Genomic DNA, 12,901 nt, shown 5'->3' on the forward strand with positions numbered 1-12,901 from the left:
AATTCGCGTTTGGATCTTTAGGGGACAAGCTAGAGAAATGAAATAATGAAGGGACATATATGCAGGATGTGATTTCAAAAACGCATTAAGACATCCATGTCGCTCCGACCCGCCATCCATGGCGGGTAGGTTTTGAAATCTCGCCCTGATATAGGTCTAATAACACGTAAAATATTAATTTTTACTGGCGATAGTTATGAAGGAATCGCTCCAAACGACCTATTGCCATTTCTAAGTCATCAACCCGTGGCAGGGTGACAATACGGAAGTGATCTGGCTGCTTCCAGTTAAAGCCAGTGCCGTGCACCACCAACACTTTTTCCTGCTGGAGGAAATCCAGTGCGAAGCGCTGGTCATCAATGATGTTGAACTTCTTCTGATCCAATTTCGGGAACAGGTAAAGTGCGCCTTTGGGTTTCACGCAAGAAACACCTGGGATGGAGGTGAGCAAATCATAGGCCCGGTCGCGTTGCTCCAGCAGACGGCCTCCTGGCAGGATCAGCTCATTGATGCTCTGGTAGCCGCCGAGCGCCGTCTGGATAGCATGCTGCATCGGTACGTTGGCACACAGGCGCATGGAGGAGAGCATTTCCAGCCCTTCGACGTAACTCTTGGCCAGATGCTTAGGGCCTGACAGCACCATCCAGCCAGCACGGAAGCCACAGACACGGTAAGATTTCGACAGCCCGTTGAAAGTGACACAGAAAACATCTTCGGCAAGCGGTGCGATCGAAGTATGTTGTGCTCCTTCGTAAAGGATCTTGTCGTAGATCTCATCGGCAAAAATAATCAGCTTATGCTGGCGGGCGATCTCTACCACTTCCAGCAGGAAGTCTCGGCTATAAACCGCACCTGTCGGGTTATTCGGGTTGATCAGCACAATACCACGGGTATTAGGGGTGATTTTGCTGCGGATATCGTCGAGGTCTGGATACCAATCGGCTTGCTCGTCACAGGTATAGTGCACGGCTTTACCACCAGACAGTGATACGGCTGCGGTCCACAGCGGGTAGTCCGGAGACGGTACCAGCATTTCATCGTTGTTGTTGAGCAACGCCTGCATCGCCATCACAATCAGCTCTGACACACCATTACCGATGTAGACATCCTCGACATCCAAATCAAGCATACCGCGCTTTTGGTAGTGCTGAACCACGGCTTTACGTGCTGAGTATATGCCCTTGGAGTCACAGTAACCCTGTGAAGTCGGCAAGTTACGGATCACATCCACCAGAATCTCATCAGGGGCATCAAAACCGAACGGCGCAGGGTTGCCGATATTGAGTTTGAGAATCTTGTGCCCTTCCTCTTCCATGCGCTTAGCATGTTTCAGAACGGGACCTCGAATGTCGTAACAGACATTGTTGAGTTTTGATGACATCCCGATGTTTTGCATTTTTGGTGGTATCCTGTTTCAAGCCGTTAATGACAACAAATTACACTATAAAACCTTATAAAATAAACACCCTGCAGAAATAAGTAGCGTAAAATAGTTGTTTGTATAATTAAATTCTACAATGTCAGGTGGGATCCACTGGCTGGTTGGAAAAACAGGGGCTATTTACCTCTTTGTTTAGAATAAAATATTACAATGCAGGGAATTGCTGGAGATTTCAGCAAAAAATGGTGCGATTTAAACCGTATTTGTCGATTTCGCTGGCAAAATAATATCTGGTCATGAGGGGATTGCTTCAGCGCTGGGATAATTGGCCAGAAGCAGAGAATTGTGATGAGATATGAAGATTCATGTTGAGTCATTACTTTATTAGTCAGAATGCGAGTTCTGGGGTAGAATGCCAGCATTCGGTATGTGGTCTATTGCTTGCAGCTGTATGACTTGCTGGGGGATCACATATAGGGCGAAAGATGCTAATTGATTAGCCATTTACCATCAGCCAGGGATGAGCCAATTCTGTGCTTGAGAGCTGAGTGAGGTTACCTTGACCGCGTTACAAAAAGCCGTTGAGTTACTACTTGAAAAAATTCGACAATCCACGCCAACAACTCAACGAATTACGGTAAAGCTGGATCTTCCGGCCAATACCGATCTGATTGATTGGATGGAATCCCAACCCCTGTTTCCAAAATTCTACTGGCAGTCACGAGATTGCCGCGAGGAAGTAGTGGCGTTTGGGCAAATAAAAACATTCACCGATCCAAAAGCTGCCGAGACCATTTTGTCTGATGGCCAGCGAATTTGGGGTGGCCGCTCGTTTGATGGCCGCACCCAGCGCAACAGACGCTGCATGCCTTCTTTTTTCTTCTTGCCGGTACTGGAAATTTTCCGTTTGGACGGTGGCTGGAATATTGCTGTGAACCTGTCTGAAGAAAGCCGGGGCAAGGTAACGGATGCCTTGGCACAACTGACGCTGGATACTGCTGAGGTTCCCCAGATCACCAGCAAGATTCTAGGGCGGAGTTATAGCCCGGACTTTTCTGGCTGGTCGCAGATGATTGGCAGTGCCCTTGAGGCAATCTCGCAAAAAGTGTTCGAGAAGGTCGTGCTTGCACGCAAAACGACCCTGACCCTCGATACACCGGTCTCTCCGGCCCAGCTGCTCAAGGCTAGCCGTGACAGTAACCATAACAGCTTCCATTTTATGATGGCCCTTGATGCCAAGCATTGTTTCGTTGGCTCAACGCCAGAGCGTCTGTTCCTGCGCCAGGAGCAAGATCTGCAAACCGAAGCGCTGGCCGGTACCATTGGCCGCGGGGCCGATATCGCCGAAGATGACCGCTTGGCGCAATGGCTGCTCGATGACAGTAAGAACCGCTATGAAAACCGCCTGGTGGTCGATGATATTGTTGATCGTTTGGTGCCGCGCTGTATCAGCATGAATGTTGCTCAGACACCAGAGCTGATCCGCCTGCGCAAGGTGCAGCACCTCAAGCGGGGTATCGACGCCCAGCTCAATGATGGGGTCGAAAACTCAGACTTGCTGGATAGCCTTCAGCCAACGGCTGCTATTGCTGGTTTGCCAAGGGATAAAGCCTTGGACTTTATTAGCGAGAACGAGCCGTTTGCCCGAGGTTGGTACAGTGGTGCGGTAGGCTTTTTGGGCACCCGCCGCAGTGAGTTCTGTGTTGCGATCCGCAGTGCATTGATCATGGGCGATGAGCTACACCTGTTTGCCGGTGCTGGCATTGTCCCGGGCTCGACCGCTGACAGTGAGTGGAAAGAGCTGGATCGCAAAACATCGACCCTTTGCAGCCTTTTGGCGAGCGATGAGCCTGACTGGGAGCGCCGGACTGCATGAGCAATGGGGTTTCGACACGAGCGGCCTTGAACCAGTTATGGGCAGGGCTGATGCTCGAAGAATTGGTGCGCCATGGAGTCAAGCATATCTGTATTGCCCCTGGTTCACGCTCTACGCCGCTGACATTAGCGGCGGCCAAAAATGGCAAATTATCTATTCATACCCACTTTGACGAGCGCGGTCTGGGTTTTCTTGCGCTGGGTCTTGCCAAGGCGACCAATGAGCCAGTTGCGGTGGTAGTAACATCTGGTACCGCAGTGGCCAACTTATTGCCTTCGGTGGCCGAGAGTGGCCTGACAGGGGAAAAGCTAGTACTGCTTACCTCTGACCGCCCCGTTGAGCTGATTGACTGTGGTGCCAACCAGGCCATCCGCCAGCACGGTATTTTTTCTTCTCATGTGACGGCATTTGAAGATATTCCTACACCCACACAAGCGATCAGCCCTGCCTGGTTGCTCGCAACCGTTGATAAGGTGATGCACCAGCAATTCCAGCGCGGGGGGACGGTGCATTTCAACTGCCATTACCCAGAGCCGCTGTACGGTGATGAGTGCGATTTCTCGGACTACCTTCAGCCTGCCCAGCATTGGCTATCAGGTCAGTCACGCTTTACCCAGTATATGGATGCCGAAAGAAACGGTACGGCTTTTGGGGCCGGGCAGTGGCAATCCTTGCAAGGCAAAAAAGGGGTTGTGATTGCCGGCCGTATCGCCCCGGACGAATTCGACGCGGTCAGCAAGCTCGCCTCGGTATTGGGCTGGCCCTTGCTGGCTGATCCGCAAGCGGGGGGCAGTAGTGACTGGTCAGGGTTTGATGTCTGGCTACAAAACGAGGCCTGCCGCGAGTACCTTACTCAGGCGGACAGTATTATTCAGTTTGGCGGCCGTTTGGTCTCCAAACGCCTTGGGCAGTTGCTTGGCGCGAAACAGTGGCAGGACTATTGGCTGGTGGACCCATTAGCCGTCCCGCTGGACCCTAGTTTTGCCGTCACAACCCGCATTCAGGCCAATGTCGCTGGGCTTGCCAGCCTGCTTGCTGAGCACACGCAAAATACCATAACCGCCCACCATGGCTGGGCTGATCCGCTCAAGGTTGCTTCAAGCCAGTGTTTGGCGACAATACAAGGCAAGTACACCACGCTCAATGAAGTCAGCCTTGCTGCCAATTTGATGGACTGGGTCGCTCCGGATACGACCTTGTTTTTGGGCAACAGCCTGATTGTTCGCTTGCTAGATATGTTCGGTCGTATGCCGCAAACGGCCACGTTTGCCAACCGCGGAGCTTCTGGGATCGACGGTTTGGTGGCGACTGCGGCCGGTGTACAGCGTGCCTGTAGCCAGCCGATGCTTTGTGTCTTGGGTGATACCTCGCTGCTGTATGATCTTAATTCGCTGGCATTACTCAAAGAGGCGACTCAACCTCTTGTCGTGCTGGTGACCAACAATGATGGCGGGGCGATTTTTGATCTGCTTCCCGTACCTGATGCCCAGAAAGACAGTTTGTATCGGATGCCCCACGGCCTGAGCTTTGACCAAGCCGCGGGTATGTTCGGCTTGGGTTACGCTTGCCCTGGGACGCTTGATGAAGCCAAGCAAGCCGTTGAGCATGGCTTGACTACGGCAGGGGCGACACTGGTTGAAGTCCAGACCCCTTCCGGAGAAAGTGGCGAATTGCTGCGGGCGATTTTCAGCGAGATTAAGCATGCGACCTTACTCTAACAGCCCGGCTTCTACCGTTATGTGCAATGAGTGTCTGTTCTCTGAAACTTACGGTGCACCTGCTAAAGTGGCTGGCTCGCAACCGCCAGCCCAGCCAACACTTGTGTTCCTGCACGGCTTGCTTGGCTCGGGCCGGGATTGGCAGCAGGTCGTCAACCAGTTAAGTGGTCAATATCGCTGCCTAACCGTTGATCTGCCGGGTCATGGCCATAGCCGGCTATTACAGGCGGGCCTAGAGCAAGGCTTTGAGCAAGTCAGTCAATGGCTCTCTAGTACCCTGGCTGCTCGCGGTGTCGAGCGCTATGTTCTGGTTGGTTATTCGCTTGGTGCTAGGATGTCGATGTACCATGCCTGCCGCCAGGTGGCTGATTCGCAAACTTGCCCAGATTCAGTATCGCCGCAGCTATGCGGAATGATTTTGGAAGGTGGTCATTTTGGCTTGCCGCAAGATACTCGCCCAGCACGCTGGGAGAACGATCAGCACTGGGCCCGGCGCTTTGCCAATGAACCCATTGCCGAAGTATTGGCTGACTGGTACCAGCAACCGGTATTTTCATCACTGAACCATGACCAAAGACAAGGTTTGATTGCCAAGCGCAGTGATAACCTTGGCTCTTCTATAGCACATATGCTACTGGCTACATCATTAGCCAAACAACCTCTTCTGCAACCTCAGTTAACCGGGTTACCGATACCTGTGCATTATCTTTGCGGAGAGAAAGACAACAAGTTTACGCTACTGGCTGCCGGCTCCGACCTGTCTTATCAGGTTATTGAAGATGCCGGCCATAATGTTCATGTTGAGCAGCCATACTTATTCGCCAGAGCTGTAGACGACTTTATTTCAAGAACTTTTTAGCACATTCTTTTAAAGAATAAGGCAGATGGAATTTTATGATGCGTAGCGCGAAACTTTACCAATACCAGCTTCCTATGGACTCCGGCGTGATCCTCCGTACCCAGCGCCTTGTAAACCGAGACGGTTGGATTGTCGAACTTCAGGACGGCGAGCAGAAGGCTTATGGTGAAATTGCGCCATTGCCTGAGTTCAGCCAAGAGACAGCAGAACAAGCTGGTGAGCAAGCCAAAGCGTTATTGGAACAATGGGTTGCGGGTGAGGCGTTTGACCTTGCTGATGCGCTTCCATCTGTTGCGTTCGGCCTGAGCATGGCGCAGCTTGAACTGCAAGGCGACTTGCCGCAAGAAGGTAACTACACGGTAGCACCGCTTTGTGCCGGCGACCCGGATGATTTGGTAATTGCCCTGAACAATATGCCGGGTGAGAAGGTTGCTAAAATCAAGGTAGGCATGTACGAAGCGGTCCGCGATGGCATGGTTGCCAATATGTTTGTCGATTCAATTCCGGGCATCCGTTTGCGTTTGGATGCCAACCGCCAGTGGACACCACTAAAGGCCCAGCAGTTTGCCAAATACGTGAAACCGGAAAACCGTGGCGGCATTGCTTTCTTGGAAGAGCCTTGCCAAACACCAGCTGACAGCTTGGCCTTTGCCCAGGAGACGGGCATTAACATCGCATGGGATGAAACCGTGCGTGATGAAGGTTTTGAAGTCAAAGCTGAGCCGGGTGTGGTAGCGATTGTCATCAAGCCGACCCTAGTGGGCAGTGTCCAGCGCTGTATGGAGCTGGTTAAGCAGGCTCATGAACATGGCCTTACTGCTGTGATCAGTTCAAGCATGGAGAGCAGTCTTGGTCTTAATCAACTGGCTCGCTTTGCCGAATGGCAGACGCCGGGAGTGATCCCGGGCCTGGATACCATGCAGCTGTTCCAGAGCCAGCTGGAAACATCATGGCCTGAGTGCGAGCTGCCTGTGAAAACGCTGGCAGAACTGGACGTGGTATGGGCCAAGTAACCCTGGATACCATGCTGAACGAAAGAACCTTGAACTTGCCGGTGGAGGAGGTGATGGATATGACCTTTTCCACTTGGCCGTGGCAGCACTGGGCAAAAGAGCGACCGTCAGCGGTCGCTCTCTCGTTTGGAGACCGCTCCTGTGGTGAACAACAATTTAGCTGGGCGGAATTAGCCGAGCGGGTAGAAGAGTACGCCCAAGGCTTGGTTGAGCAAGGGCTCAAGCGTGATCAGCTAGTGGCTGTGGTTGCACCCAATTCGGTATCAGTGATCTGGTTGCTGTTGGCGGTTTTGCGCACAGGTGCCCGCTTTGTAGGCTTGAACCCTAGGTTGGGCCAGCAGGAACTCTCAAGCCAGTTGGCACAGCTTGAGTGTGATTTTATCTGGCATCCTGCCAAGAGCAATCTTGGACAAGATCGTATCGCCGAACTGCCACCACGATTACAGTTGTTACCGCCGCAAACCCCACGAATGGTGCCAGTGACTTGGCAAGCCACTCGGGCGGCGACTTTGACCATGACCTCGGGCTCTACCGGCCAGCCTAAAGCGGTAGTGCACAGCGCTCAAAGCCATTTGGCGAGTGCGGCTGGGCTGCTTAGCTGGATGCGGTTTGATGCCGATGACAGTTGGCTATTGTCACTGCCGTTATTTCACATTTCAGGTATGGCGATTGTCTGGCGCTGGTTATACCGCGGTGCCCAAATGGCTGTCGAGCCATCGCAAGATTTGCAGCAAGCCCTCAGCAAGGTCACCCATGCCTCATTAGTACCGACCCAGCTCCAGCGCTTGTTGGAGAATAGCGATGTTTCTGCATTGTCACTAAAACGGGTATTGCTTGGTGGCGCCGTGATCCCTGTGAGCCTGACCGAGCGAGCCAAGTCAGTGGGTATAGAGTGCTGGTGCGGTTATGGCATGACGGAAATGGCCTCGACAGTCACCGCTAAGCTTGCCGATAGCACAGCCGGTGTCGGTGCCGTGCTGCCAAACCGAGAGTTGACACTCAAAGATGGCGAGGTGTGGGTCAAAGGCAAGACATTGGGCTTGGGCTACTACCGAAACCGGACAGTTTTTCCGTTCTCGGATCAACAGTGGTTCGCGACCAAAGATCTGGCCAGTTGGCGTGACGAGGAGCTGTTTATTCTCGGTCGCAAGGACAACATGTTTATCTCTGGCGGCGAGAATATCCAGCCGGAGGAAATAGAGAAAGTGTTGTTGGCTCATCCCAAGGTGAACAAGGCATTTGTCCTGCCAGCTGAGGACAAGGAATATGGCCAACGCCCAGTTGCCATCGTGGCAACGCCTAGTGAGCTAGATGCTGCTTTGCAGGGTGAGCTGGCTGATTATATGCAGCAACAAATGATGGGCCTTTGCCGCCCGGTGAAGTATTTGACTTTGCCTACCCACTTGAGCACAGGCGGGATCAAGGTGTCCCGTAAACAGCTGGCAGAATGGCTGGCTAAGCAATCCTAACAATTGATTATTTTCCAAATAAAAAAGCCCAAGGTTATCCCTTGGGCTTTTTTGCAACACTTTTGCCAGGATTTAGAACCTAGGCTCTAGGATCTAGCTACCTATTATCCCCACGCAACGTTAGTACTTCTTCCCTTAGTTGGCTGCTATTGGTCTCTTCCGGTTGAACCGGCTGCCCGGCGATAATTGTGACCTTTGACCAGAAGCGTTTAGGGATTTTCAATAGCGCGCGACCACCTTCCCGGCTGAAGAAACTGCCCCATAGCCCCTGGATAGCCACTGGCACTACAGGTACCGGGGAGCGTTTGATGATCAAATCGATTCCCCGCATGAAAGGGCCCATCTCGCCATCATAGGTCAGTTGCCCTTCGGGGAAGACGCAGACAACTTCACCGCGCTCGAGGTGTTTGCTGACGTCAACAAAGGCTTTCAACACCGATTTCCTGTCGGTCGCATCAATTGGGATCACCTTGCAGGCACGGCAGAAGGCCCGGATCATTGGCAGGTTGTAGATATCCCTGTCCATCAGGAAACGGATCGGGCGAGGGCAGGCACCGGCAAGCAGCAGGGCATCCATGTAACTGACATGGTTGGACACAATCAGTACACCGCCGCTTTCCGGGATATTTTTCAGATCTTTGTGGGTCACACGGTACATGGTGTGGCTAACGAGCCAAACCATAAAGCGCCAGAAGAAGTCAGGGGCCTGTACGTAGATGTAGACGACGACAACCAAGTTGAGTACCGACAAGATAAGGAAGAACTGCGGGATGGTGAACTCCAGCACCGACAGTACCACAATGCCGCTAATTGCACTGACCACCATAAAAATGGCATTCCAGATATTGTTGGCCGCAATCACCTGCGCCCGTTCTTCTTCTTTGGCGCGGTGTTGCATCATGGCATACAGCGGGACGATGAAAATACCGCCAGATACCCCAAGCATGGTTAGGCAGACAAAGACGCCCAATAGCTGAGGGTCAGTAATAAACTCAAGGATCGGCTGGGTCTCAGGCAACACACTCGGTGTGCTCAGCATCAAGCCAGCACCGAACAGGGTGATCCCCATGCTACCTAGCGGCACAATGCCCGGCTCGATACGGTGGCCGGATAACCGGTCACACAACAGCGAGCCAACGGCGATACCGATTGAGAACAGGGTCAGCAGGAAGGAAACCGACGCTGCATTGCCGCCGAGGTGTAATTTGGCAAAATTCGGGAACTGCGTCAGGTAACAGGCTCCAAGGAACCAAAACCAGCTGATCCCCATGATGCACTGGAAGACGGTTCTGTCTTTTCGTGCAATCGCCAGCGTCTTGCGGGTTTGTTTGACCGGCTGCCATTTGAATACCAGGTCTTGGTTACTTGGCTTGGCAGAAGGGATCCACTTTGAGCACAGGTAGCCAATGATGGCGAAACTCACCACGCTTATTGCCGCGATGTAGGTTGCCTGCTCTTGGTTGGCAATCACGCCTGCCAGCAAGGTACCGATGAGAATAGCCAGGAAGGTACCGGTTTCCACCAAGGCATTTCCGGATACCAGTTCTTCTTTTTTCAGTTGCTGGGGCAGAAGCGCGTATTTGGCCGGGCCAAAAAAAGCTGATTGGGTGCCCATCAGGAACAATAAGATCAGCAACATCATGTAGTTTTCGCTGATAAAGGCAATCGCAGCCAAGGTCATGATGATGATTTCAGCCATCTTGACGACCCGCATGATGTTGGCCTTGTCGTATTTGTCGGTGATCACCCCGGCGGTTGCGGAAAAAAGGAAGAACGGCAAAATGAATAAGCCCGCAGCCAGGTTGATGACCAGATCGCTGTCTACCGGCAAGGTACCAGGGGCAGCGAAAGCAATAAGAATAAGCAGAACATTCTTGTAGATGTTGTCGTTGAACGCCCCGAGGGCCTGCGTAAGGAAGTAGGGCAGGAAACGCCGCTGGGTTAGGAGTCGAGACTGATCTGACATGAATACTTTAGCCTGAGTTCGAATTGATCATCGAAAGTAGTCACCGCAGGGTGTGCGGGTTGAAAAAAGACGTTAACACTTGTTGACATGAGAGTATAGGTATCTGGCCTTAATAAAGGCCAGATACTGCTTAATAACAGTTAACTAATTACCCTTTCCAAGCGTTAAGGTAAGTGTTTAACAGGTTATTAATCAATGCCTTGCCATCGACAGGTACAGCAGTAAATAGCTTGTCGTCAACCGACAGCAGGGTGATACCATGAACACCTGACCAGATCACACGGCTGGCTTCCAAGGTTTCGTCGCTACTAAGGCTTGGATTGATTTGCTGGATAAGGGTTTCCAGCATACCCGTCATGTTATTGATACGCTCAGATTGCCATTCAGGCAGTTCTTCACCGTTCATCGTATGTTGGAAAATCAATTGCCAGCGGTATGGGTTCCGCGAAGCAAAGTCCAAATAACAGTATGCAAGGCGCTTAAGTGCATCTTCCGCTGATGAGGCTTCTTTCATTTCTGCTTCTGCTTCGGCGAATAGCTCATCTAGCGTCTGGGCTACGGCATGCAGCAAAAGCAGATTGTAGTTACCGAACACGTTGACCAAGGTGCTAGGCACATAGCCTATCATTCCTGCAACTTTGCGCAGGCTAAGTTCGTGGTGTGGGTGCTGGGCGAGAAAGTTTTTGACTTGCTCCAGTGTCATACTTACCAACTCTTCACGAGTATGGTCGTTTCGTCTTGCCATCGAGGTTACTCTTAATCGACTAAGTCTTATTTTGCTTAATTGTAATATGCCCAACCAATGTGGGGATAATGCGAAATAAGTTTTTTTGCTAAAAGGCAAAAAATAATTAGAACATTGTTCGATATTCTAGTGTTTTCAACAAGAATAGGTCAAGCGACATCTCCTGCCCAATAACCTTTTCTAACATTTACTTGGTGAGTTGTGAGCCCAGTCATGACAGATGCCAGCACTATTTCGAATGCTGGCATTATCTTGGCTACTATTACAGCGCTGAGCAATAGTGGCGCTGGCGTTGAAAGGCACCGTTGAAAGGTACCGTTGAACAGTACCGCTCGAGTTGAATTAGCTGCGGCGCCGCTCACGGTTCTGAATAGAAACCTGATCGTTGAGGGTCCAGAAGTCGACCAAGATACCAATTAGGAAGAAGCCGAAGGTACACAGGTACAAGATACCGGTTAGCCACTTGCCCATATACATCCGGTGCAGGCCGAATACGCCAAGGAAAGTCAGCAGTAGCCATGCGACGGTATAGTCAATCTCACCGCCCTGGAAGCGCAGGTCAGCCTCACGGTCCATCGATGGGATCAGGAAGAGGTCAATCAACCAGCCGATACCGAACAGACCCAAGGTGAAGAACCAGATGGTCCCGGTAACTGGTTTACCGTAGTAAAAGCGGTGGGCGCCGGTAAAGCCGAAAATCCACAATAGATATCCGATCAGTTTGCTGTGCGTATCTTGCATAAGTCATTCCGCCTACAAAATGGTTATTAACACATTGAAGTTATTATGGTTAAAGACTAATCCAATCGAGCATGACATGAAACTATTTCATCGATAATTAATATTAGTAACAATTTGCTTGTGTGGTTTGGTTGACATTCAGTTGTAGCGGTTTACGATGCAATCTCCAATATGAGGCAAAGGTAATTCATTCAAATGAAACGCATCTTCACAGTTTTTGCCCTGATCTTGACGGTTGCATTCGTTGCTCCTGAGGTTGAGGCAAAGAAATTTGGTGGCGGTAAATCATTTGGCAAAAGCTTTAAAACTGCGCCAGTGAAAAAGCAGCAACCACAACAAACGGACACCCTGAGACAGCAGCAACAACCAGGTGCTAATCAGGCAGCAAACTCAAGCAAGAAGGGACTAATGGGCGGCCTGATGGGCGGACTATTAGCTGGTGGATTGCTAGCAGCCTTCTTTGGCGGTGCGTTTGAAGGTATCCAGTTTATGGATATTTTGATCTTGGGCTTGATTGCCTTTGTTATCTTCAAGTTGTTCAAAACAATACGTGGTGCCAAATCGACTCCGATGGGCCACCGCGAGGCATATGCAGGCAACTCCCCGCGTCAGCCACAACAGCCTAATCAGTTCCGCCAGCAGGCGAACCAAGGCGGCATGGCGCAGGAAGAGTATGTATCAACCGATAGTGACGTACCGTTCAACCTGCCTCCGGGCTTTAACATGAATGCATTCCTGAACGGCTCACGTGAGCACTACCGTACTATCCAGGGTGCTTGGAACCACAACGAACTGGCTAAGATCAAAGAGTACGTCAGCCCTGCGCTGCTTGACGATTTGATTGCCGAGCGTGCCAAGCTAGACGGCGAGCAGCATACCGAAGTGATGTATGTAGATGCCGAGCTAGTACGTGCCGACTACGATGCCAACATCGCGCAGCTGAGTATTAAGTTCTCTGGCCGCTACAAAGACCGCCAAGAGGGTGTGGAAGAAGATATTACCGATATCTGGCACCTTGAGCGCGACCTGCGTACGCCGAACGCACCTTGGCTGATTGTGGGCATTCAAGCCTAATAGCAATTAGCGAAATTTCAAAACCGTCCTTCTGGGCGGTTTTTTTATAGCAAAAATAT

At 51.4% G+C, this 12,901-nt stretch carries 10 protein-coding genes; 6 read left to right on the forward strand and 4 right to left on the reverse strand.

The window, feature by feature from the left end; genetic code table 11:
* Positions 1–181 precede the first annotated feature (181 nt).
* Positions 182–1,396 carry a pyridoxal phosphate-dependent aminotransferase gene (locus ACXAGQ_RS11560; RefSeq protein WP_475254005.1) on the reverse strand — a complete coding sequence of 405 codons (1,215 nt, stop codon included), beginning with the start codon at positions 1,394–1,396 and terminating at the stop codon, positions 182–184.
* A 544-nt stretch (positions 1,397–1,940) separates the two neighbouring features.
* On the opposite strand from ACXAGQ_RS11560, the gene ACXAGQ_RS11565 reads away from it, so the two are divergent.
* Genes ACXAGQ_RS11565 through menE form a run of 5 tightly spaced genes read left to right on the forward strand, consistent with a single transcriptional unit; the run spans position 1,941 to position 8,316 of the window.
* Positions 1,941–3,257 carry an isochorismate synthase gene (locus ACXAGQ_RS11565; RefSeq protein WP_475254006.1) on the forward strand — a complete coding sequence of 439 codons (1,317 nt, stop codon included), beginning with the start codon at positions 1,941–1,943 and terminating at the stop codon, positions 3,255–3,257.
* Complete coding sequence (gene menD, locus ACXAGQ_RS11570; protein ID WP_475254007.1) at positions 3,254–4,975, forward strand: 2-succinyl-5-enolpyruvyl-6-hydroxy-3-cyclohexene-1-carboxylic-acid synthase; 1,722 nt, start codon at positions 3,254–3,256, stop codon at positions 4,973–4,975. Before ACXAGQ_RS11565 ends, menD begins: the two co-directional genes overlap by 4 nt.
* A complete protein-coding gene (gene menH / locus ACXAGQ_RS11575) occupies positions 4,959–5,834 on the forward strand; it encodes a 2-succinyl-6-hydroxy-2,4-cyclohexadiene-1-carboxylate synthase (protein WP_475254008.1) in 876 nt (291 codons plus the stop codon). Before menD ends, menH begins: the two co-directional genes overlap by 17 nt.
* Before the next feature lie 38 nt (positions 5,835–5,872).
* Positions 5,873–6,847: an o-succinylbenzoate synthase gene (menC, locus tag ACXAGQ_RS11580; RefSeq protein WP_475254009.1), complete on the forward strand. Its 975-nt coding sequence runs from the start codon at positions 5,873–5,875 to the stop codon at positions 6,845–6,847.
* A 53-nt stretch (positions 6,848–6,900) separates the two neighbouring features.
* A complete protein-coding gene (gene menE, locus ACXAGQ_RS11585) occupies positions 6,901–8,316 on the forward strand; it encodes an o-succinylbenzoate--CoA ligase (protein ID WP_475254731.1) in 1,416 nt (471 codons plus the stop codon).
* Positions 8,317–8,413: 97 nt separating this feature from the next.
* Here menE and ACXAGQ_RS11590 read toward each other — a convergent pair whose 3' ends face one another.
* The 3 genes from ACXAGQ_RS11590 to ACXAGQ_RS11600 form a co-directional block, all read right to left on the reverse strand.
* Entirely contained in the window at positions 8,414–10,282 is a 1,869-nt protein-coding gene (locus tag ACXAGQ_RS11590) for an MFS transporter (protein ID WP_475254010.1), read from the reverse strand.
* Between the two features lie 148 nt (positions 10,283–10,430).
* On the reverse strand, positions 10,431–11,027 hold the full coding sequence (locus ACXAGQ_RS11595; RefSeq protein WP_475254011.1) for a TetR/AcrR family transcriptional regulator: 597 nt from the start codon (positions 11,025–11,027) through the stop codon (positions 10,431–10,433).
* A gap of 342 nt (positions 11,028–11,369) precedes the next feature.
* Complete coding sequence (locus ACXAGQ_RS11600; protein WP_475254012.1) at positions 11,370–11,768, reverse strand: NINE protein; 399 nt, start codon at positions 11,766–11,768, stop codon at positions 11,370–11,372.
* Between the two features lie 195 nt (positions 11,769–11,963).
* Between ACXAGQ_RS11600 and ACXAGQ_RS11605 the strand changes: the two genes are divergently transcribed.
* A complete protein-coding gene (locus ACXAGQ_RS11605) occupies positions 11,964–12,842 on the forward strand; it encodes a Tim44 domain-containing protein (RefSeq protein WP_475254013.1) in 879 nt (292 codons plus the stop codon).
* Positions 12,843–12,901 lie beyond the last annotated feature (59 nt).

Source organism: Photobacterium sp. ABD4_091 (assembly GCF_056160145.1).